The organism is Parapedobacter indicus (assembly GCF_900113765.1).
GTDB lineage: Bacteria > Bacteroidota > Bacteroidia > Sphingobacteriales > Sphingobacteriaceae > Parapedobacter > Parapedobacter indicus.
This window is the reverse complement of sequence record NZ_FOQO01000001.1, coordinates 838,577-858,994: the sequence shown is the minus strand read 5'-3', so window position 1 is coordinate 858,994 and position 20,418 is coordinate 838,577. Positions and strand designations below refer to the sequence as shown.

Annotated in this window: 36 protein-coding genes and 1 tRNA gene; 25 read left to right on the top strand and 12 right to left on the bottom strand. The window is 47.6% G+C overall.

Annotation, left to right across the window (positions count from 1 at the left end):
- Positions 1–31: 31 nt before the first annotated feature.
- From BMZ56_RS03730 to BMZ56_RS03650, 17 genes are all read left to right on the top strand, one after another.
- The gene (locus tag BMZ56_RS03730; protein WP_143072842.1) at positions 32–436 is read left to right on the top strand and encodes a zinc-finger-containing protein; all 405 of its coding nucleotides are present in this window, start codon (positions 32–34) and stop codon (positions 434–436) included.
- Between the two features lie 16 nt (positions 437–452).
- Positions 453–668 (top strand): hypothetical protein, encoded by a 216-nt coding sequence (locus BMZ56_RS03725; protein ID WP_090624327.1) that lies wholly within the window; start codon positions 453–455, stop codon positions 666–668.
- Positions 665–1,042: a YopX family protein gene (locus BMZ56_RS03720; protein WP_090624325.1), complete on the top strand. Its 378-nt coding sequence runs from the start codon at positions 665–667 to the stop codon at positions 1,040–1,042. Before BMZ56_RS03725 ends, BMZ56_RS03720 begins: the two co-directional genes overlap by 4 nt.
- On the top strand, positions 1,039–1,530 hold the full coding sequence (locus BMZ56_RS26115) for an NUMOD4 domain-containing protein (protein ID WP_090624323.1): 492 nt from the start codon (positions 1,039–1,041) through the stop codon (positions 1,528–1,530). The genes BMZ56_RS03720 and BMZ56_RS26115 overlap by 4 nt, the downstream gene beginning before the upstream one ends.
- A gap of 413 nt (positions 1,531–1,943) precedes the next feature.
- The gene (locus tag BMZ56_RS03710) at positions 1,944–2,111 is read left to right on the top strand and encodes a putative quorum-sensing-regulated virulence factor (RefSeq protein WP_090624321.1); all 168 of its coding nucleotides are present in this window, start codon (positions 1,944–1,946) and stop codon (positions 2,109–2,111) included.
- Positions 2,108–2,416 (top strand): DUF7352 domain-containing protein, encoded by a 309-nt coding sequence (locus tag BMZ56_RS03705; protein ID WP_090624319.1) that lies wholly within the window; start codon positions 2,108–2,110, stop codon positions 2,414–2,416. The genes BMZ56_RS03710 and BMZ56_RS03705 overlap by 4 nt, the downstream gene beginning before the upstream one ends.
- Positions 2,382–3,014: a hypothetical protein gene (locus BMZ56_RS03700; RefSeq protein ID WP_090624317.1), complete on the top strand. Its 633-nt coding sequence runs from the start codon at positions 2,382–2,384 to the stop codon at positions 3,012–3,014. The genes BMZ56_RS03705 and BMZ56_RS03700 overlap by 35 nt, the downstream gene beginning before the upstream one ends.
- Complete coding sequence (locus tag BMZ56_RS03695) at positions 3,011–3,577, top strand: hypothetical protein (protein ID WP_090624315.1); 567 nt, start codon at positions 3,011–3,013, stop codon at positions 3,575–3,577. Before BMZ56_RS03700 ends, BMZ56_RS03695 begins: the two co-directional genes overlap by 4 nt.
- Positions 3,578–3,580: 3 nt before the next feature.
- Positions 3,581–3,982, top strand: a complete 402-nt coding sequence (locus tag BMZ56_RS03690; protein ID WP_090624314.1) for a hypothetical protein — start codon at positions 3,581–3,583, stop codon at positions 3,980–3,982.
- 91 nt (positions 3,983–4,073) lie between these two features.
- Complete coding sequence (locus tag BMZ56_RS03685; RefSeq protein ID WP_090624312.1) at positions 4,074–4,499, top strand: hypothetical protein; 426 nt, start codon at positions 4,074–4,076, stop codon at positions 4,497–4,499.
- Positions 4,496–4,720, top strand: a complete 225-nt coding sequence (locus BMZ56_RS03680) for a hypothetical protein (protein WP_090624309.1) — start codon at positions 4,496–4,498, stop codon at positions 4,718–4,720. Before BMZ56_RS03685 ends, BMZ56_RS03680 begins: the two co-directional genes overlap by 4 nt.
- Positions 4,717–4,962, top strand: coding sequence for a hypothetical protein (locus BMZ56_RS03675; protein ID WP_090624308.1), 246 nt, complete (start codon positions 4,717–4,719; stop codon positions 4,960–4,962). The genes BMZ56_RS03680 and BMZ56_RS03675 overlap by 4 nt, the downstream gene beginning before the upstream one ends.
- 142 nt (positions 4,963–5,104) lie before the next feature.
- On the top strand, positions 5,105–5,620 hold the full coding sequence (locus BMZ56_RS03670) for a hypothetical protein (protein WP_143072840.1): 516 nt from the start codon (positions 5,105–5,107) through the stop codon (positions 5,618–5,620).
- Positions 5,621–5,679: 59 nt separating this feature from the next.
- Positions 5,680–5,868, top strand: a complete 189-nt coding sequence (locus BMZ56_RS03665) for a hypothetical protein (protein ID WP_143072839.1) — start codon at positions 5,680–5,682, stop codon at positions 5,866–5,868.
- A complete protein-coding gene (locus tag BMZ56_RS03660) occupies positions 5,865–6,080 on the top strand; it encodes a hypothetical protein (RefSeq protein WP_143072838.1) in 216 nt (71 codons plus the stop codon). Before BMZ56_RS03665 ends, BMZ56_RS03660 begins: the two co-directional genes overlap by 4 nt.
- The gene (locus BMZ56_RS03655) at positions 6,077–6,340 is read left to right on the top strand and encodes a hypothetical protein (RefSeq protein WP_090624300.1); all 264 of its coding nucleotides are present in this window, start codon (positions 6,077–6,079) and stop codon (positions 6,338–6,340) included. The genes BMZ56_RS03660 and BMZ56_RS03655 overlap by 4 nt, the downstream gene beginning before the upstream one ends.
- Positions 6,341–6,342: 2 nt before the next feature.
- Complete coding sequence (locus BMZ56_RS03650) at positions 6,343–6,555, top strand: hypothetical protein (protein WP_090624298.1); 213 nt, start codon at positions 6,343–6,345, stop codon at positions 6,553–6,555.
- Between the two features lie 82 nt (positions 6,556–6,637).
- Here BMZ56_RS03650 and BMZ56_RS03645 read toward each other — a convergent pair whose 3' ends face one another.
- Positions 6,638–6,850 (bottom strand): hypothetical protein, encoded by a 213-nt coding sequence (locus tag BMZ56_RS03645; protein ID WP_143072837.1) that lies wholly within the window; start codon positions 6,848–6,850, stop codon positions 6,638–6,640.
- A 54-nt stretch (positions 6,851–6,904) separates the two neighbouring features.
- Between BMZ56_RS03645 and BMZ56_RS03640 the strand changes: the two genes are divergently transcribed.
- The 3 genes from BMZ56_RS03640 (at position 6,905) to BMZ56_RS03630 (ending at position 8,205) form a co-directional block, all read left to right on the top strand.
- Complete coding sequence (locus tag BMZ56_RS03640) at positions 6,905–7,342, top strand: HNH endonuclease (protein ID WP_090624294.1); 438 nt, start codon at positions 6,905–6,907, stop codon at positions 7,340–7,342.
- Complete coding sequence (locus tag BMZ56_RS03635; protein WP_090624292.1) at positions 7,317–7,718, top strand: hypothetical protein; 402 nt, start codon at positions 7,317–7,319, stop codon at positions 7,716–7,718. Before BMZ56_RS03640 ends, BMZ56_RS03635 begins: the two co-directional genes overlap by 26 nt.
- Before the next feature lie 220 nt (positions 7,719–7,938).
- Complete coding sequence (locus BMZ56_RS03630) at positions 7,939–8,205, top strand: type IV toxin-antitoxin system AbiEi family antitoxin domain-containing protein (RefSeq protein WP_090624290.1); 267 nt, start codon at positions 7,939–7,941, stop codon at positions 8,203–8,205.
- Positions 8,206–8,741: 536 nt separating this feature from the next.
- On the opposite strand, the gene BMZ56_RS03620 is transcribed toward BMZ56_RS03630, so the two are convergent.
- A tRNA-Phe gene (locus BMZ56_RS03620) sits at positions 8,742–8,826 on the bottom strand.
- A gap of 64 nt (positions 8,827–8,890) precedes the next feature.
- Here BMZ56_RS03620 and BMZ56_RS03615 point away from each other — a divergent pair.
- Positions 8,891–9,136 carry a hypothetical protein gene (locus BMZ56_RS03615; protein WP_090624286.1) on the top strand — a complete coding sequence of 82 codons (246 nt, stop codon included), beginning with the start codon at positions 8,891–8,893 and terminating at the stop codon, positions 9,134–9,136.
- A 15-nt stretch (positions 9,137–9,151) separates the two neighbouring features.
- On the opposite strand, the gene BMZ56_RS03610 is transcribed toward BMZ56_RS03615, so the two are convergent.
- Positions 9,152–9,604, bottom strand: a complete 453-nt coding sequence (locus BMZ56_RS03610) for a hypothetical protein (RefSeq protein ID WP_090624284.1) — start codon at positions 9,602–9,604, stop codon at positions 9,152–9,154.
- Between the two features lie 75 nt (positions 9,605–9,679).
- Here BMZ56_RS03610 and BMZ56_RS03605 point away from each other — a divergent pair, with 75 nt between their 5' ends.
- From BMZ56_RS03605 to BMZ56_RS03590, 4 genes are read left to right on the top strand one after another with little or no spacing between them, the layout of a single operon-like run.
- The gene (locus tag BMZ56_RS03605; RefSeq protein ID WP_090624282.1) at positions 9,680–10,207 is read left to right on the top strand and encodes a hypothetical protein; all 528 of its coding nucleotides are present in this window, start codon (positions 9,680–9,682) and stop codon (positions 10,205–10,207) included.
- Complete coding sequence (locus BMZ56_RS03600; protein ID WP_090624280.1) at positions 10,204–10,404, top strand: hypothetical protein; 201 nt, start codon at positions 10,204–10,206, stop codon at positions 10,402–10,404. Before BMZ56_RS03605 ends, BMZ56_RS03600 begins: the two co-directional genes overlap by 4 nt.
- Positions 10,401–10,682 carry a DUF551 domain-containing protein gene (locus BMZ56_RS26110; RefSeq protein ID WP_090624278.1) on the top strand — a complete coding sequence of 94 codons (282 nt, stop codon included), beginning with the start codon at positions 10,401–10,403 and terminating at the stop codon, positions 10,680–10,682. Before BMZ56_RS03600 ends, BMZ56_RS26110 begins: the two co-directional genes overlap by 4 nt.
- Before the next feature lie 19 nt (positions 10,683–10,701).
- On the top strand, positions 10,702–10,980 hold the full coding sequence (locus BMZ56_RS03590; protein ID WP_143072836.1) for a hypothetical protein: 279 nt from the start codon (positions 10,702–10,704) through the stop codon (positions 10,978–10,980).
- On the opposite strand, the gene BMZ56_RS03585 is transcribed toward BMZ56_RS03590, so the two are convergent.
- From BMZ56_RS03585 to BMZ56_RS03545, 9 genes are all read right to left on the bottom strand, one after another.
- Positions 10,975–12,774 carry a putative phage head morphogenesis protein gene (locus BMZ56_RS03585; protein ID WP_090624274.1) on the bottom strand — a complete coding sequence of 600 codons (1,800 nt, stop codon included), beginning with the start codon at positions 12,772–12,774 and terminating at the stop codon, positions 10,975–10,977. The two genes, BMZ56_RS03590 and BMZ56_RS03585, sit on opposite strands and share 6 nt — an antisense overlap.
- A 1-nt stretch (position 12,775) precedes the next feature.
- A complete protein-coding gene (locus tag BMZ56_RS03580; RefSeq protein WP_090624272.1) occupies positions 12,776–12,976 on the bottom strand; it encodes a hypothetical protein in 201 nt (66 codons plus the stop codon).
- Positions 12,977–13,131: 155 nt separating this feature from the next.
- Positions 13,132–14,574, bottom strand: coding sequence for a phage portal protein (locus tag BMZ56_RS03575; RefSeq protein WP_090624270.1), 1,443 nt, complete (start codon positions 14,572–14,574; stop codon positions 13,132–13,134).
- Between the two features lie 9 nt (positions 14,575–14,583).
- A complete protein-coding gene (locus tag BMZ56_RS03570; protein ID WP_218146450.1) occupies positions 14,584–16,176 on the bottom strand; it encodes a hypothetical protein in 1,593 nt (530 codons plus the stop codon).
- Entirely contained in the window at positions 16,133–16,639 is a 507-nt protein-coding gene (locus BMZ56_RS03565; protein WP_090624266.1) for a helix-turn-helix domain-containing protein, read from the bottom strand. The genes BMZ56_RS03570 and BMZ56_RS03565 overlap by 44 nt, the downstream gene beginning before the upstream one ends.
- 2 nt (positions 16,640–16,641) lie before the next feature.
- A complete protein-coding gene (locus BMZ56_RS03560) occupies positions 16,642–17,271 on the bottom strand; it encodes a ParB/RepB/Spo0J family partition protein (RefSeq protein WP_090624263.1) in 630 nt (209 codons plus the stop codon).
- A gap of 48 nt (positions 17,272–17,319) precedes the next feature.
- The gene (locus BMZ56_RS03555; RefSeq protein WP_218146449.1) at positions 17,320–17,745 is read right to left on the bottom strand and encodes a putative endonuclease domain-containing protein; all 426 of its coding nucleotides are present in this window, start codon (positions 17,743–17,745) and stop codon (positions 17,320–17,322) included.
- A 55-nt stretch (positions 17,746–17,800) separates the two neighbouring features.
- The gene (dnaB, locus tag BMZ56_RS03550) at positions 17,801–19,267 is read right to left on the bottom strand and encodes a replicative DNA helicase (RefSeq protein ID WP_090624261.1); all 1,467 of its coding nucleotides are present in this window, start codon (positions 19,265–19,267) and stop codon (positions 17,801–17,803) included.
- Positions 19,264–20,214, bottom strand: a complete 951-nt coding sequence (locus BMZ56_RS03545; RefSeq protein WP_090624259.1) for a DUF4373 domain-containing protein — start codon at positions 20,212–20,214, stop codon at positions 19,264–19,266. Before BMZ56_RS03545 ends, dnaB begins: the two co-directional genes overlap by 4 nt.
- Positions 20,215–20,418 lie beyond the last annotated feature (204 nt).

The following is a 20,418-nucleotide window of genomic DNA, read 5'->3' as shown; positions in this document are numbered from 1 at the left end:
CTGCAAACGGGTGGAAGGCCCGATTTTAAACATGGAAACTTTAACTATAACGCCTAACATTAAGCTTATCAACAAAGGGTTGATCTGCCCCTATTGCGGAGGCAAAACCAAGCTTACTAACGAACAGCGATATTTTGCAGGAAAATACAGTAGCCCGGTCTGGGCGTGCGAACCCTGTTTCGCATGGGTTGGGGTATTCAAAGGCACAACGGTAGCCTATGGCCGTGTCGCAAACCACGCATTAAGGGAAGCCCGCTGGTATATCACCTACTATTTCGACACGATCTGGAAGAATGGCCATATGCCGAAAGCGCAAGCATACCGATGGATGGCGAAAAAATTAGGGATCACGCAAAAGGATTTTCGTATCGGATGGCTTGACCTGAAGCAATGCCAGAAGGTGATCGAGGTGAGTAAGAAATTTTTGAACATATAAAGAGAGGGCCATTATTATGATAACAGACAACCCGTTCGTGTACCCGATGGTCGATCCTAACGGAAGGATGAGGCCACAGATGGGCATCACGTTACGTGACCACTTCGCTGGTCAAGCCATGCAGGGAATGCTTGCCAACCCAAATAATAAACTCACGGAAGATCGCGCTGCCCAATGGGCGTATGTGGTCGCCGAAGCCATGCTCCGCGAACGGGAAAGGAGGATTCGATGAAGAGGGAGATACTTTTCCGTGGTAAGAGGACTGAAAATGGGGAGTGGGTGGAGGGGTTGCCTCACAAGGGCTACGACGATACTTGGTTTATTAGCAACGGCATAGATACGTGGCGCATTCAAAGAGAAACCCTCGGCCAATTCACCGGGCTAACCGACAAGGATGGGTATAGGATTTTTGAGGGGGACATAGTATTCACCCCAACCGAAAAGCACATGGCAATAAGCTGGTCTGAACGATTCGCATCGTATGTAGTAGACCGGGACGGATGGGCTTTCTCGCATTGGTTCGGAGAATCCATTGAAGCTCATCAAGTGAAAGTAGTTGGTAATGTTTGGGACAATCCCGAGCTTCTGAAAGGAGGTACCCGATGATTCAGACAGAAATTTGGAAGGAGATTAAAGGGTATGAGGGGATGTATTCGATTTCCAACCAGGGACGAGTCAAGAATTTGAACAAATCGAAAATGATGAAACTCACTCGGTCCGTGAATATTCAAGGATGTGTGAGAATGAAGGTCAACTTATCGAAGAGCGGTGTTTTAAAGACCTTTACCATATCAACACTTGTCGCGAACCACTTTCTAGGTAAGCAGCACGGAATGGTGCAATTTAAGGATGGTGACCCGACCAATTGCAGAGCCGATAACATAATGATTGTCCGCGCGACGAACCGATTCAGATCGGCGCATTCCAAGGCCGTAAAAAACAACGAAACTGGCGAGGTTCACGAAAGCATCACATCTCTCTCAAAACGGCTCGGGGTGACCCCCGAAGCTATCACCATGGGACTTCGAGATAGTCTTCCTAAGTATCGAAATTACAGTTACGTATCAAGTGAACAAAGCATATCAAGGGGATGACAAGAGGACGTAAAATATTGCTTTGGTCTGCAGTAGTCGCCTACTACCCTATATTCGTTGTGGGGGCTGTTCTCATAAGCACCAGCATACTAATCCGATGCGTCGGCTTGCTGCTTACCATGGACACCAACCACGCTAAACGCGAATTCCAACCAGTTAAAAGAGCATTCAAAAAACTATTGGGATATGAACACATTCAACGTTGACGAGGCTATTAAAGCTCAGAAAAATTACCAGCAGGAAAACAAGTGTCCTGCCTTCGCCCCTTCTAATGGAATATGCTGGAAATGCAAACAGCAAATCTATTCCGAGAAAGATCACGGTAGATATAAAACGGGTATTTCTGTTGAAAAGGCTTCAACGCAATTAGTCACGGGATGCCCTCACTGTAACAGATCATATTGCGATTAACCATGATGACAGACGCATCACTCATGCCATTCGGCATCCACAAAGGCAAACGGCTTATCGATGTGCCTGCAAAATACCTCATCTGGCTGTACGACGAAAACAAGTGCAGCGGCGCGCTGAAGGATTACATCGAGGATAATATGGACGCTTTGAAAAAGGAGACAAAATGAGAGCTATCTACAAATACATCCTTCCAATGAAGGAAGAATCGACGATTAAAATGCCCTACGCAGCTAAAGTCATTATGGGCGAAAATCAGGACGGTTTCGTAGCTATTTGGGCTATAGTCGATACGGACGCTCCGGAAGTTGATCGGCATTTCAGGCTCTACAAAACAGGTCAGGAAATCAAAGAATCACCCGAGCGGCTCCGCTTTATCGGCCGGGCAGACATCCACGTCGGGATGGATCTAGGCATGCACATTTTTGAATTATTGAAAGATGAAGAAATACAACCAGCCCCCTATACAACTTAAGGGACACTACCCTATCGAGGTTGAGGAGATGATGTACTACCAGTACTTACCGATCAAGATGGCCGGAAGTTTGGAATTCCGCATCCCCGCGAGGTTAGCGATATTCGAACCAATAATAGATGCTGTCAAGCTGGATTTTTACCGGCACAGCGGCAAGCTGTATGGCCTCTGTGAAAATTACATCTACCTGACCGCAAAACACATGTTCGTTGCCCCCGGAACGAACCTGAACCGCCTCGGATGGCATTCAGACGGGTTTGGGTCAGACGACATTAGTTACATATGGTGCAATACGCTGCCAACTGTGTGGACGGATGGCCGACCTGACCCTCCCAACGACGACGCAGAGGCGCTTAAATACTTCAATGCCGCCAATGACCTTTCGGTGTATGAAACTGAACCCTTCAAGATTTACCGGCTGGATCAATACGTTGTACACGCATGCGCTGTTAGCGATAGGCCGGTTTTGAGGTCGTTCGTCAAAGTCAATATCAGCAAGGACCAATACAATCTGGTTGGAAATAGTCACAACTATCTTCTGGACTACGATTGGGAAATGAAAGAACGGAATGTTGAACGTAACCACCCAATGAAATGAACCTTGGATTCATGCAAAAATGGCCTAAGCACATGGGAGAATGGGCTGGCCAGCCGACGTACTTCCCTCACAAGATATGGGAGCATTTGTTTAATGTGGTTGAGTTCAAAGATTATGTTGCTTGTACAACCGATCACCTGCTACGGTTTGGCAACCATTGGGATATGCCTGTAGATTCAGTTGCACCCAAACTCCACACAATGCGAGAGGATCCATTCAACAGATGGCAAGCCGGCAATTTGATCCACTTCGCTATCAACAACCAAACGAAGAATTACTTCCGCTTCGCGCCGGTGATTCTATGCGTGAGTGTTCAGTACGTTCAAATAATCCACGATAGCGATGGCAGGTCTGTTCACATCGGTAATAGGCCTGATTACGAAGATTGCGTTCCATTTTACCTCGACAACGGTTTCAGCGATGACGAAGAGATGTATGGAATGAAAGAAATGGAAGTTTTCGCCCAAAACGACGGCTTTGAATCAATTGAACACTTCTTCACCTGGTTCAATAAGTCGGCAAAGTACAAGCTCATACATTGGACTACCAACTTAAAATACTAAATTATGATACCTACTCAATCTCATCCCCTGCTCGTATTCAACGGATTTGGATACACAGACTTCGACATCTGCCGTGACGGCCTATTGTTCATTAGAGATGTCACCAAAGGCATCAACGTCATCAATCCCCACGGTGAGGATCCATGCGTCTACGCTGCCGGTGACTGGCAGCTAGTTAGCGAGGTATCCAGCCGCGGCAATTGGATACCGTGGGGAACAATAACGCGTGATAAGCATCCACAGGAGCGCACATACATCAAGCTCGCGGATGATCCAGTCGAGACATACATCGACTCCGATGCAAAGGAAGTATTTTCCGCGCCCCGAGGTGCTGATATATACCTATTTCTCGCTGGATCCGTGGCATTTTGGTCCGCAATCATCTTAACCTTCATGCTGACATGAGAGCGATTAGCATTGAAACCGTGCACCTGGTGTTGGGGCTTATTGTCCTAGCAATTTGGGGGATAAAAAATCTATGGAGGAATAAACGATAATGGCAATACTTAACTACACAACAAAAATTGACAGCACCAAAACCATAGGTGAGATAACGAAATGCCTCGTAAGCCACGGGGCAAAAAAGATCGTGTCGGACTATGACGACGATGGAATACCGACGTTAATCACGTTCCTACTCCCCATTAATGATCGAATGGTTGCCTATGCCCTACCGGCCAATTATTCCGGTGTGCTAAAAGCTATGGAAAAGGCCAAGGGGGTGCCCCGACATTTGTGCACGAAAGAGCAAGCCGTGCGAGTATCGTGGCGCATTGTAAAGGACTGGATCGAAGCACAAATGGCAATTGTAGAAGCTAACCTGGCTGATATGGCAGAGGTGTTTCTGCCTTACGCTGTTACACCGAGTGGGAATACGCTTTATCACGAAGTAAGGTCAAACCCTAAATTACTAGGACAATGACTAAGGCACAACTACTCGAATACCTAACCGAAAGAGCTGCATCCTACCGAAAAGGATGCGAGGCGTCTATAAAACCAAATGCCCACATGAATGATGTCGTCCCTGCAGACGCTATCGAGCAACGGGTGATCGATGCAATACTCGTGGACTTCGTTAACCATATCGGTATGCACCAGGGTATCGATTATGCATTGTACACCAAAGATTTTGTAAACACATGACAAAAGAACAACTAATTCACGGCGTTGAGCTGGAAGATCTCATCGTCGATTTGGAAAACCAATTGGCCGTGATCGAAAAAGCCACCGAGTTGAAAGGCGAAATAAAAGTAGCTGTAAACGGCAAAGGTTTGGCTTTTGACCTTGAAAAAGAACACGTCGACTTCGAAGCACTGAAAGCGTCGTCGATCGCAATCATCACCGCAAAGCTGGATGCGGCTAAAAAGGAGTTTGAAGCGCTATGACAACCAACAGAGCATTTAAGTACAAGCCGTCTTCACTCCCTTTTCTCGTTGGTGTTCTTGTCGGTATCGTTGTGTGTCTAGCAATTCATTACGTCCGGGACATGATAATTATGATGATCCTAGCAAGCAACAAATGACGACCATGAAATCAGTCACTATACTACAAGGCCGCGGGCATGTGGTCGAATTGCCGGAGGGGGCAACAGACATCAGGTTGCACGGCCCAGATAACATGGGTGACACTGCGTTGCTATGTAATTTAGGTGCGTACTATTGCCTTCCTAAGGGCAACTGGCAAATAGTAGGGATGATTTGTGAGGTGGGGGAAATCGATGTGTCTGATATAGTTGATTCTGTCTCCGTTACTTGTACTGATGGTGCGGAATATAGAGGGTGGCGTAATTACGTATATAGGGATGACTTTGATGAAACTACATTAGTAAACACCGCCCTCGAATCGTCTATTTTGGCAGAGGGATGGTATTTTGATAATCCTTATCCCGAGCCTAAACCCACCACTTATGAGCGGACGGTTAGCAATTTTGGTAAAAATACCGATTGGAAAGCCTACGATAAGGCTCATGCGGAATGGCGGGACGCCCAATCCCGCGTCCTTGACCGAAGTAGGTGTCTGTTGTTGGGGAGGGTGGACGGATGAAGCTACGCAAGCCAACCCCACGAGATATAACAAAATTTCGGGCCGAATACTGGAAGCTAATGAATGAGTTATGCGACGATATGCTTGAATACCGTGACGGAGTGATTAACACCATGAATGAAACGGGGGTGTCGCAAGATTTTGACTTTCCTGAAATGGCGCGAGCGGCTTTCATTAGGCAGCTCGATACGTGTCACGGCCAATTCGACGCAAAGTTTAAATCCGACAAAATTATTAATGGAGAATGAGAACATTTAAACGAAACCCTTTTGCGATATGGATGCTGCTTTCGGCCATCGGCGTAGCACTGTCTACATATAGTGTCATTAGTAAACGTAAACCTGGCAAGCCACGGGAAAAGCTTTCTTCCTTTGCCCATTTTGATGAGGCATGGGTCGTAGATGACACTGTTTTTTTAATCAATGGAGTTGACACCATTAAACGGACGATAAAGCGATGAATGATACTGTTATCATTGTAGGAAGCGGACACGACCTCGCGCTTATCCAAGCGATTGTCGACAAGTTTAACCGCGTCGCAAAATTGAACATCACAGTTGAAGAGTTTGAGGGCCACTTAGCTAAGCTAACGCAACCTTTTAGCTTGAAAGATATTGAAATCACGGAAATGGACGCCAAAATCATCCGCTCTGAACGACCTTTTCCCAATAAGGAGCACCGGGGTAAGCATCGTACACACCGAAACAAATGGAGACGTTAATAATGAAAACATTCACAACTGAGATACTTGCTTTGGATCCGGCATCCGGAGTTATGAAAAAATGGGCGGGCCCGTATATACAAGCGGAGTCATTCGAAGCCGCCGAACACCACTGTCAGGAAAACGGCATGGGCTATTGTGAAGTCACTGGCCAACTGGTGGCGGAAATCGACGAGGAAACCGGTATCAGGATCGATTTTGATAATCTGAATTAAAGGTATTGAACAACAACCGGTGTCATGTAGCACTATATTAATTCAAGCTAGTGCTAGATGACACCGTTAGACCAACAAATCTCTAATAAATGAAATTATCGAATTGTTCTTGGATAGACTTTGGCACATCGGAACGAGGAGTTACTGACAGGTCCACCTCTCCAATGAACCAAGTTACCCCAGATTTGTCCGGCCCTGACCGATCGATCACATCGCCGTATTGGTGCTGTGAAATTTCCTCTAATTCGATCACATTGCCATTTGAGATAATCGACCTAAAAAGAATGATATTCATGGGTTTATTATTAAGTAAGAGCAACATCGCCCTCCTTATAATATACAAAATTATATGAAACTCACCAAACTCCAACGCGAAGAGATCCGCATGAAGTATGGCGGCCGCTGCGCTTATTGCGGTTGCCAGCTTGGCCAGCGGTGGCATGCGGACCACCTTATCCCTATCCGCCGGTCGGAGCGGTTTGTCCGGGATGAATCGAAAGCGTATGTGCTAGACAAATACACCTACAAGCCATTAAGAGAAAAGTACCTGGTCAATCCGGAAGCGGATTGCTTCGAAAACATGGTGCCAGCGTGTGCATCGTGCAATATACTAAAGAACAGCCTTCCATTGGAATCGTTCCGGGCGACAATTGCCGGCTTCATCACCAGCCTGAACCGTGATAGTACCCAATACAAGATTGCAAAGCGGTACGGCCTGATCCAGGAGACGAAAATTGAGGTTAAATTTTATTACGAGACATATGGAAATAACGGAATTACGGATTAAAAACCTTGTTTACTTTCCGGGATGGAATCGGGACGGTACTGGAAAGATTTGGGGCGTCAGGGATATTTTTTGGGATGACTTTCGAGTCGGTTTGTCAGATGGTTGTATCCAAACAATGACCCGTATCGATCAAGTTAATCCAATCCATTTGACGTCCGAATGGCTATTAAGGCTAGGGTTTCGCATCCCAGCAGAAACCTTGGACAACCCAAAAAAAGACAATATTACGGTTGTCCCACAAGGTAATCATAATTTCGTTTGGCTTCATACCGGCAGACTAGGCCGTGATCTGATCGAAATAGATGTTCAGTACGTACACCAGCTACAGAATCTGTATTTCGCGCTCAGTGGAAAGGAACTGGAGGTAAAGGCATGAAAAAGGTTGGAGGACGTGAGACCTTCTCACGCCCAGCCCTGAAGAGCTGGCCGAAAACCTATAAAAATAGGCCAATCAAATACCAAACGGTTCTTGCGAACATAGTTAAGCTGTTGATTGTTCGGATGATTCGTATAAATCTCTTCATACTCACTCCTTATTAAGTGAAACCATCCTCCAACCGATATAAAGGTAAGAATTATATTAAAAAAGGAAATTCATGAAACTAACCCATAAACAACGTCTGATCGTTGACTACATCCGGAAGAACGGATCCATCACCGTAGAGCAATGCCAATCGGTGCCCGGTGTCAACACATACTATTGCAACGGGGCAAAGCATTGCGGCAACCTGTTGCGGACAATGAACAAATCTGGACTGCTGGAGCGGGTTAAGAAGGGAACGTATCGCATTCCGGAAGTGGGACGGCTGCGTACATCCTCAAAGCCGCAATTGGCTGATGAACGACAACAATCTTTGTTTTGATATGAACTCTAGAAAAAGGACAATCCTCCGCCTAAAAGAGCGGTTCGCGATATCCATCACTCCGATACCCAAAGTGCACATCCGTGTTCAATTCAGATCGGATGGTTCATGGCATTGGAGTTTTGGGTATAGGTCACACGAAGCTCTTGGCTTCGAAAAAATAAAGGAGTCTGGCAAATGGGCCTTCGCAGGTGGTCAAGACTACTGCGTAAATGACTTATGGAGATGGTTGAAGGAATACGCTTACCGAGAAGCTATTCACCCATTGGATATCGTACAATGAGAAAGAAGGAAATAATCCGCTTTAACCGGATCGTCTTCGTGAACCGGTGGAAGATGACAAAGCTGGCAAGGCCGTGCAACTGGACGTTGATCGGGATAGCGGTATGGTGGTCAGGTCCGGAATACTTTTGCTACAAGCTATGTTTTTTCGGACTGGAGGTTAGTGTTTGGTTTAGGAGAGAGTTTCCGTAATCCCCGCCGCACATGCAGGTCTTAATAAGCATGTGCGGCGGGGCCTGGATTTAACCAAAATGCGGAGAGGGTGGGATTCGAACCCACGGTACCGTTTCCAGTACACTAGATTTTCAAACTAGCGCTTTCGGCCGCTCAGCCACCTCCGAAAGTCGTTTTTTTAAGCCTTTCGGAGAAGGGACAACAAATATACAACAAATTAATTATTCATATGAGCACATTCAATTTAGATTACGAGTATGACCTGTACCTTTCCCGTGTGGGACTGGACAAAAAGAAGATGGACAAATCGCACCGGCGCGAGACGAAGCGGGCCTTCATGGCCGGAGCCGGCTCCGTGCTCGCCATGTTGGGCGATATTGCCGACATGAACGAAGCGGACGCGATGGCCGTGCTGTCAAGGGTGAAACATGACGTAGCGGAGTATTGGGTAAGGGAAGCAACGAATAGTAATTAGTTGGCACCACCGTTATCATTCATAGATAATTTGGTTTGCTTGTATAGTCAGTGCCGAACCATTCTGATCAATGATACCTGGCGAGACAGCGATTTTCCCCACATCTATAATGGAATTTGGAGCTATAGTTGCTACGTTTTGATAATTCCATTTGTTAGCACCCATTTGGTAATTAATGCTATAGTCAAATTTAATAGTTTGGGAAGTGACATTTTTTATTTGAAGGAATATTTCTCCCCCAGGTTGATTACCTTGACACGCATTGCCACTATAGGTTTTATAGTCTTGGTTAAACGTAAAAACAGCTACTACTTCGTTGGTTCTAAAGTCGAATCCGTTCACACTTTTTGTTTTTTCTGCAACCGATTCTGTACAGGTGTCGGGCAAATCGTCATCCTCGCATGTCATTGATACTGACAAAAAAGCCAAAATCACAGCTGCATACAGGTTAATTGAAAATCTTTTCATAATACGTTAGTTTGCAACTAAATTAACTATGAGTTTTCAATTTCACAATGTTTTTTATAATTTTTTAACTGAAAAATGAAACAAATAAAAAGCTTTGAAATATCAAAGCTTTTTATTTACTTTTGTACAATGGAGATAGTAGGCACAAAGGAGGCGTTTAAAAAGCTGCTGGAGGTACCGGCGATATACAAATACTTAGGCGTCGATACGTCTACGGTAGCGAACTGGAAGCGTTACATGAGGGAAGGAAAGCTAATTTCCACCGATAAGATGGAGGAGATGCTTATGAAGTTCGGGGCGAAGGTTAAGCAGGAAAAGGTATGGGAGGTCCCTATAAAACAACAAGGTATGATTGATGAAATGGACAACAATCGCGGTGTCATGGTTAGATTAATTGCCAGTGTTGAAGAGCACGGGCAATTCGCAGAGCATCAACTGTCAATATTTAGCAAAATGATATTTCGAGATGGCAAGCTAATGACAGACCACTTAAACGATGTTCTTACCCCGGATTATCACTATTCGACGCTTAAATCAAAGCCACTAACCAAAGAGCAGTTTTACAAGCGTTTTAAGGGTTACATAGACAAATACAGCATATGAACGAAAACGACATCATAGTGTTGATCGATGCATTGAAAGACAAGGTAATTGCAGCGCACAGGCGGGGTGAACACGTATCATTTGAAACGAATGTATTTACCGCACATGAGATGGATATGAATCCACCTACAACCGACGTAATCGGCAAAAGTTATTTATTCAGAATCGGCACAACGCCAAAGAACATAAGCAAATGAATTGGATAAGCGTAAATGATAGGCTTCCTGAAAAAGCTAAAGGTGCTCGGGATTTTGTGGTACTAGTATTTACTATTAGTGGTGATTGGTGCAAAGCATCGTATGATTTCGATAACAATACTTGGTGGCGCTTGGATAGCAAATCTACTGCCTTTCGCCACAACGAAGTCACCCACTGGTGCGAGGTGACGCCTCCGCGAAAAATAACAAGCGACCCGGCGGACATAAAGACGCTTGATTATATAGATACATCTGTCATATCCGTTAAAGACTGTTAGATGATTAAAAATGGAGAAAATGAAAACAATATTTGATTACAACCCTACCAAAAAGGAGCTAGTCGAGCTTTTCGGGCTCGATGAGGCTAGCAATACAGCTGCCTTTGGATTTTCCGTTGTTCGTGCGCCAGTATCCGAGTACCAAAGAACCGTAACCAGCGGAGAGAAGCTGCTGGACTTGGCTCAACTGCTTGAATTGCGCGGGTTGGACGACCAGGCGGCTGAAATATGGAAACAGATACCGGATATTGAGCGGCAATACCGTGGCGGCTTTGATAATAAAAGCATTCCATCATAACTCCGTTTTTCGGTGCCTGCTGAAGAACTTGACGATCTCAAACTCGACCTTCGAATAATTTGACATAAGCACCGGCGACAATTCGTCGATAGCTGTCTTTTCCGCAATTCCTTCTGCCTTTAATCGCTCCCGGAAATTGCTTATCCATGACGTATACCCGTATCCTTTATCAAGTATAGTCTCCTTGTGGATGGCTTTGCCGCCCAGCTTCTCAATGAACCCGTCGTATGTGTGCCTAGCTACGAACTGATTGACGGTCTCCATGGACTTTACCTGGGCGGTTGTCAATCGCTTGGGCGGCGTCTTGGTTTTAGCGTGTAGTATTTCGTGCCACATAGCTTCGATGCTGTATTCCTGGTTGAAGGTAAGCTTCTCGCCTTTTTTGATCGCACCGAGCGCAGACCTGAACTGTTCAGCGGCATTAAACGAGCCACCCTCAAACATAGTTCCGTTAAACGTGTGGGTGCTCATAGTTAATGTAGATTGGCCAACCCATGTGTTGTCGCTTGGTCGATATCTCATACTATGCTGCATCAAATAACTGCGAGATTTCTGGAATGTAACATCACCTAACCCTTGCCTGAAATCATCCGGGCTCAGCTCTGCGTATGCCAGCAGCACGTCTTTTACTTCCCTGTTAGTGGGGATATCGCCTTTTATGAGCTTAGATAAATCCAGTGTAGTAGGTTTTGCGGCCGATTCTTCGACAACAACAAACTTAAGTCCTTTGGATACATCTCCTTTCACGTAATTATCCCGGATGAAATATGGAAGCGATTTGGCACCGGCTATGCGATCTTGGTTGTCGTTCATCCATTTATTATATCCGGCTGGCATGGATGTGATCGCCCGGCTGCTTTCATCAGGCAGCATGAGCGGCTCGTCGTTGAGGATACGCATGATATCGTCATCAAGCTCATTATCGGACTTGAAGATAGGAATAGCGCTGCACCGACATTGCGGGTGCCAGCCGGTGAATTTGAAGTCTTTCGGGTATCTGCCTGCCAGTGCTGCACATACAGGGCAATGGTTCGGGTTGTTGGAAAGCCGAACCTCCATCCCAACGATGAAATCCATCTGTTGCCAGCGCATGTAGTCGGATTCCCGGTAAGCCATGTTGATCTCGGTGCGAGTGAGCCGCATGGCATTCTTATAACTGGACCGGTAAACGCCTTGCCCCGGATGGTAGGCTTTTGCATTCCTGCTGAGGTGCAGCACATCATATTTATCCCGGACGCGCCTGAATAGCTTTTCCGGATCCTGTAGATTTGATCGTAGGTCGCGGCTCAGCGCTGCAGCTGATTTCCCCTGACCGAGACCAAGGTCCAGCCCCATTTCAATTTCAGACTTAAACTGGTCGGTTTGCTTCGACACCCGGTCGGATAGGTTCATGCCATTGGTTTTCCGGCGTTCGAACGAGTCACGCGCGTCGAGGTTGCGATTGAAAAAGCGTGTGAATTTGCCGTCCGAGACACTGGCCGACGGATAGGCAGACTTGACCAGGCTATCATTGTTCTTGTTTGCTTCGCCCCACTCGGCCCTCATCCCGTTTACAACAGACGATTTAACGGATCCGGCCATCTCGGCAAACAGTTTATTGGCTGTTTTAAGCGTTTTCGGATAGGCATCGAATGAGAAAGGCTTATTGGGGTCGAAATTTACCGTTTTGGCGAGCTGTGAGAACTCTTTAACCGCCTCATGGTATATTTGGTCAACGGCGCGGGCATTCTGCTCTATTCGCAGGAAATGCGCCCGTTCGAGCGCGCCGTGATTTATGTTGCGGGATTTGGCCACATTAACTTAGCTTTTCGACCATATCGCGTTCACGTGACAACTCGAATTCGTAGGCCGTGTATGTTTCCTTGCCGCTGGACACGACGTATACAACGCTACCGGGCTTAAACTCGATCTCGCACACGATGTACTTCAGCTGGTCCGGATCCGTAACCAGGTAGACGATATCGCCGAAATCGAATTTACTGATGAAAGTTGCCATTTATCGCAATTTCGGTTTCGCTTCCAAACACTTTTTGCACGTCACATTTTCCCAGTGGTATGTATACGTTGGATTCGCCACCGGCTTGTTGGTTTTATTACACGGGATGCCCGCGTAATGCACCACTTTGCTTTTTGTTGCCATCTTTACTTCAATTAAAAGGTTTCCTCAAATACGTCTACCGTCTGCCGGGCCTTAGTCTCCTCGACGATCTTCTTATAGTCGTCCTCGGGGTTGTCAGAGAATGGCGATAATCGCACTGAAACTTCGTGCGGGATGACCGGCTGGTTACCATTGCCCGCAAGTAACGTTTCGATCATCTCCTTCAAGTCCTCGATCATGTATGGCTCGATATTGTCATCTAGATCCATTTCCTTGGCCGTTGATTGGACCGGCGTATGGAGAAGACCGGTGTATGCTAGAATGATGCTGTTGCGGCGCTGGAGGTACTCGGTGAACGTTTCCTCTTTGTTTTTCACTTTCAGGTGCGCATCCAGGAAGAGCAGCTTCAGGGCTATTCCGGATAACGCGCCCAGTCCTTTCACACTGTCGAAAGAAATGTTCGGCGTCTGCGTAAGAGCAAATATTTGCCCTAGCAACGTATCGATTTCAAGCTTGACCGATTCGGGAGCGTGATCCCATGACAGGTAACTTGCCTTACTGCCTTTTTCGCCTACCAGAATAGCACCCGCATCGCCTTTTTTCGCGAATCCCTTCAATACACCCTCGATGAAGATTTTCGGCGATGCGTGGTAATCGTTGGTATCGGCAAAATTGGAAAGCAGCTTTTCCAGCCGCTCGATGAGAATTTGAACATCCGCCCACTCAACCAGCGGCTGCTCGGCGAAGACGAATGGTATCTTGCCGATCGGTATCGGCCGACGTTCCTTAAACACCCAATCGTTGCCGGCTGTCGAATCACGGGTAAATACCATCTTCTCCTCATCTGTGTAAGCTTCAAAGTAGGTGGTGCTTATCGTTCCATCTACGCGGGTGTACTCCAGACTGAATGCCACCATATCGCCGGTTTCATCCTTACGTGGATAAAGCTTGTAGCCATTTAAGGGGGAATATATCTTGTGTCGAAGCTTGTACGACGTGGTTACGCCGTATTTCGTGTATCGTTCGGAAGGAACAGCAAACCAGTATTCGGCGACCTCGGTAGCACTGAACAACGACCTGGCCACACGGCGATTCGTAGAGTGCGTCTTGTTGGACTTCTTGATCTTTGAAACTATGCTGAAAACAAGCTTTTCGACCTCACTGTTGACATCGCCGGACATCTTGGGATCATTACCGAACAGGAATGCAATAGCGCGCTCTACGACGAGCTTTTGAAGCGCAAGGGCAATGCGATTAACCTTCTCCTTGCCAGGCTCCTCAACGACCTCCATTTTCCCATTCTCGCCTCTCACCTGTTTCTCGACGATGATATCCTTATCTTTTCGGATATACGGGTCCGTAACATCGTGCTTCAATGGATCCAGTTGCTTTTTGAACGTATCAACATCGGGCAAATCCCTTTCCCGCTTCTTCAGGTTTTCGATGAGTGCTTCTATCGTGTTTTCGCCCTTGGGCATGAAATCGGTTACCTTCATGTCGTGTCGTTAAAAATATCCTGCAGGACTCGCCACCGATTCGAGCCTGCTGATTGGATGGAATGTATTGGCTAATGCATCAAAGAGGTCGGTGGACCTCCCCAGGCGTTTCTTAATGTCTTCTTTCGGCTCAATGATTACCGACCCGTTGGACTGGAATTTCCATTTAATCTCGATGGCTTCCTCTTTCAGCCGTTCGTTAGGCGGAAGCATCGCATTTTGGTTATTCTTCGGATTAAGCCAGTCACGGACGGCCCAAAAAAGGTAAGCCCGCATGTTAGCGAACTCGTATTGACCAGTGACATCGGTAAGCGGCTGGTCGAATTCACTCTTTGCGGATTCGGAATATTTGCAGCTGATCACCCGATCTTCATAACCCAGCTCAACCAGACGGGAATATACACCAGCACCTTCACCGATTGTGTCGATGCTGCTGATAGCTTCGTGGTCGTTGGCTAGCACGTTCGCGATACGCCCGGCAGTCTCCATATGATCAGCTACACCGGCGCTGTTGGTTTCATAAAACCGCGCTACGATGTTCGCATAACGATAGCAATCGACGGAGCTGTCTCGGCCCATTCCGGCGACGTCGTTTCCAAGGATGAGTGAATCGGAATAGTACTCGTAGGTTCGGCTTGAATGGTATTCCGTCCAGCGCTGTTCAGCGAGCTCGATCCATTGTTCCGGGATAAGATTATCCTGGCCCACCTTCGGGAACTTGCCCAAAACCTTGATCCGGAAGATATCGGTGGGCCGGTACCACTGGCCCTCGAACTGGAAGTCGTCCTCCTCTTCCTTGACCTCATCCACCCGGATGGGCGAACACCAGTTAGCAATCTTATCGATTACCCATTCATAATCAACCTGGCCCGGGATCATCAGTTTTTTTTCGATGACGTTAGGAGCCGTGAGGCTGTTCAGCCGGAACTTCGACCAACGCTCGCCCTTTTGGCTTTTGGCGGCATATCCTATGGTAGTGTTAGGGTTGAAAACAAGTAGGATGCGGCTATTTCCTTGAAGATTCCCTTCAATAGCGCCGAATGTATCGTCACTGATACCCGAAGCCTCCGTGACCGCAAACATTGTGTTCACGGCATGGAAACCAGACCAGGCCTCATGGTTATGCTCGTCAGCCTTGAATCCGGTTAGAAACCACTCCACATCATCCATCCGGATATCATACGCATTCAACCGGCCCGGCAGGTGGACGCCGCGCCTCTTCGCAGCATTGTAGAGGCGCGCAATCTCGGGCATCATGATGTTTTTTACCTGCCGGTCGGTCGGTGCGGTTAAAGCAACTTTGGTATTAGCAACAAGCTCTTTTTTGGCATTCCATTTAGGCGTGAGGTATAAAAAAGAAATAGCCGCGCAAGCGGTTACGAAGTCTTTCCCCCTGGCAGTACCAGATGCGACGGTTGTGCGCGGATTGTGTTGTACTGATTCAACGATAGCCTGCTGATCACGGTCGAGATTGGCACCAAGGGCTTCCCGTATGAACTTATTCCAATCGTTTATCCATGACTTTACAACTCTCTCTCCCTTAGCGCGATATTCTTCCTCACTCTTGAACTTCATCACCCCCTCCTTCCTGCTCGTCATCATCACCGGCGGTCGCCGCATTCATGAGGAAATCACCGAATCCAATGTTGTGATTGAAGTCGCCCTTGGCGTCGATCGACTGGCGGTTTTTCCAGTCTTTAGGTTCACGGTTTGTCAAAGTGAAAATCACTGCTGTCGGGTTGGGCATGATTTTCTTTTTGACACGCTTCTGGGACTTAATGGTTGGTTTCCCCTTCTTATCGTTCTCGTACTCGGTCGTGACCTCCTCATACTCGTGGATGTCAAGAAGTTTTGCCAATCCAGAACGGGCCATGTTCGCAAAGGCTGCAAGACGTTTAGTTTCGGCCTCTTTTATAGCCTCAGAAAACTCAGGTTTCTTTGCTTTCCAGTCGTAGAACGTAGTCTCGGTAATGCCATTCATCTTGCACACGTCAGCAATGGTATGATTGCCGGTTGCGAGTTCATCGCATATCCTTTTCACCAATCCTTTGCTGTACTTCGCCATCGCTATTCAGTTTCGGTTTGCTGGTCGTTGTCGATACCTAGAACGGTAACAGAAGTTCCCTCGTAAGCACCGGCAACAGTTTCAATCTCCGACTTCAAGCTTTCGACGTGGTCTTTATCTGTCACGGTGACGATAATTTTGATGATGGTTGATTCTCCCTCTCCCATTCCTACGCCTACATCTTCGCTGTCGTCGTCGTCACTTTCATCCTCCATTGAGCTACCTCCGAACGACGGGATATCCATCCCCCAATCGACGAGTTGCTGTTCATCCCACTCGTTTGCCAGCGCATCCCAATCGTTGTCACCGTAACCGATATTATCCTTGATGACAATGGCTTTAAGCTTATCAACTGGAGTATCACTTGGGATTATTTTGCAGGGTACTTCTTTCATTCCGGCTTCGATGCAGGCTCGGAGACGCATGTTGCCGGCAACGGCCACGAATGCTTCGGCGTAGGGATAAACAAGAACTTCCCGCAGATTGAGCATCTCGGGATCTTCCTTGATTGATTGGACCAGCTTTTCGAATTTCTCGTCCCTGATCGTACGCGGGTTTTTCGGCAAGCCGGGAATCTGGCCATCATTCGGCCAGATTTCTACGGTTGGAATCAGTTTCGATGTCGCTTGCATATGGGCATATGTGGTGTTGCCCAAATTTCAGCGATATAATCCATTGGATTACACTTTGTTTGAAAATACAGGGGTTTGTCTCTGTATTTCAACGGTTTGTATAGCTTTACGGATTAGATTGAGCGTCTCGGTTGTGTTGAGATCATCGGGGGTACGACGGATGACTATCCATCCGTCCACGGCAGCAAGTGAATACTTCTCCATGTCGCGTTTGTAACCGGCACCGCGGGTATGGCGGCCGTTCGACCAAATACCTCCCTCCTGTTCGATTGCTATTTTGTATTCCAGGATAGCGTAATCAAACCGGAAGCGTCGCACCGGATGAAAGCGATGTTCCTTGACGATATCGACTTTGATATCGGACCTGACGAGCGCACAAAAGAAGTCGGTCGATATCTGTTTTTTCGGTTTCTTCGATTGATGCGTTTTTAAGCCCCTAGAGCGATTATATTTTTTTGCCTTGTCTCTCATCATCCGGTAGTCTGTTAGTCTTGTGTATCGATTCTTTCGCGTTAAATGCGGTTATTTTTCAGAACGGGCCATCGTCGAATGATCCGTTTGGCGAGATTCCTGTATTCGGGCTGGGCGGCGGCAGGATCCATGTATCCTCGGTTTCCCAATCCGTGAATCCCGTCGTGTACTTGTCAAACCTGAGCTGGATATCCTCACATGCACCGTTCCTGTGTTTGGCGACAATTAGCTCGGCCATTCCCTCGGTGGATGACCCGATCTCGTCCTCGGTGATCCCGTAGTATTCCGGGCGGTAGAGGAACATGACGATGTCGGCGTCCTGCTCGATCGATCCCGATTCCCGGAGGTCGGATAGCATAGGGCGCTTTCCGTTGCCCGGTCTGCTTTCCACGGCCCTGCTGAGTTGGGATAACGCGATAACGGGGATATCAAGCTCCTTGGCCAAGCCTTTGAGCGTCCTGGAGATGAAACCGACCTCCTGTTCACGATTTCCCGATTTCTGCCTGTTTCCGGTGGTGATCAGCTGCAGGTAATCAACGATGATCAGTTCAATTCCGTGCTTTCGTTTCAATCGTTTGGCTTTTGCGCATAGCTCGGTAATGCTTATGCCCGGCGTATCGTCCCAGTGGATGGGAAGGGAAGATATTTCCCCCATTTTCGAGTGGATCACCTGCCAGTCTTCGGGGTTCAGGACTTTCTTCCGGATCCGGCTGAACGGTACCCCCGATACGATCGAAAGCTCTTTGTTCGCCAGCTGCTTACTTGACATTTCAAGCGAGAATACGGCTACTGGTTTCTGCGACCTCGCCGCGTTGATGGCCATGGTGATGGCGTTTGATGTCTTACCCATGGCCGGCCGTGCCGCCAGGATCACTAGGTCGGATTGTTGCCATCCACCGGTCAGATCGTCAAGTTTGGAAAAACCCGATGTGATGCCGGTCAATCCCCGGTGCGGGGAAAGCTGGGCCTCCTCGATATCGCGGAGTGTGTCCGTCACGACCTCGATGTTTGACGATTCTTTCCGGGTGGAAATCTGTGTCAGGAGTTCGTCTCTACCGAAATCGGCAGCTGCCATGGTGTCGAAAATATCCTCGGTATCGGTGTAGCACGCCTCGATGATCCTCGTCGACTGGATGATCATTTCCCGCTGGACGTACTTCTGTGCCACGATGCGGGCATGATACTCGATGTTTGCCGATGACATCACCCGGTCGGAGAGTCCAGTCAGGTAGAACGGTCCTCCGACTTGTTCCAGATTTCCCGACGCCCTGAGTGCCTGGGTAACGGTCAGTATGTCGATGGGCTGGCTGTCGAGCGAAAGCCTGCAGCATTCCTCGAAAATCAGCTGATTGGCCTCGACGTAAAACATTTTCGGGGTGAGGATGTCAGCGATTTCGGTGATCGCATCACGTTCGGAAAGCACCGCACCGAGAACGGCTTCCTCCAGATCGATGGCTTGCGGCGGAAGTTTGCCAAGCCCCTGCTGAAAGCCCGTTTCGCGTCTGTTTTCGGCGATACGGCTCATTGTGACACCTCCGGAATCAATCCAAGTTTCCGCTTCTGGGCGTTGGTGAATGTCGTCGTATCACGCCATTTTCCGTTCAGGAAAAGCCATTTCCCCGAATTGTCGGGCGGTCTGTTAGGGTTTTCGAGGTCGGCCGGTTTTGCGATCGGGCCGGATTCTACGGTTTTCCCAAGCTCCAGCTGCCGGCGGATCCACGACTGGCAATGGGATTTCGCTTCCCGGAGCGATGTGTGGTTTTTTCCCTGCCCCCGGAGGAAAACGAAAAACTTTTCGATCCAGCGGGGCACGTCACCAGGATCAGAGATGCCGACGGATGTCCCGAGGTCACCGTGCCAGATCGTGGCCGACATCAGCTCGGTTTCGAGTTCCTCCATCGACAGCGGTTGCCACGGTTTACGGGTGCTTTCGACCTCGGAATCATCATCCGGGAAATCGTCGTCGACGGCGGTTTCTTTTATCGATTTTCTATTCTCTATTTCTCCTATTCTCCTATTCTCCTCTTTTCGTACCTTTTTGCTGTAGTTAATTGAATTTATGTCAACATTAATTGAATTGTTGTTGACGAGGTGTATACATAAATCCATTTTGTCCAGTGCGACCGACTGTCTCCGTTTGTACGTATCCCGTATACTTTCGATGAAATCCTCGCTCCATAGTATTTTATGCTGCCATAAATCCCTGTCGAACACATTTAATGTCACCAAATCATTAATTATTGCGTACATTAATTCCATTGTTGTACGACATTTACCGCATAAATACATTGCATTGATCTCATCATTGAGATTAAGGTAATGGTCTTCGGTCTTTGCCAATGTCTCCAGAATTTTGTACCAGGTAGCGTATCCGTCGTTGCCGTATTTGGTCTCAATGTACGCCATCTTCTTGCCTTCTCCCATCATGTGAGGGAAGTAATCCACCGTGTTTTTTTTCGGTCTGCCTGCCATCTATTTATCCTTTCAAAAATTTATACTTCAAATATTCCGCCCTTCCTGTCTCGTAGCTGACGAGTAAGCACGTTCCGGGCCCCTTGTAACCCCTAAAGCATTTCTCAGCGTCAGAGATGCTAGAAAACCGCATAACGGGGAAACCCGCGGCCACTACCTTGAATGGCGTGTCACGGTTGACGTTCAATTGGCGTTTGCTTTCCA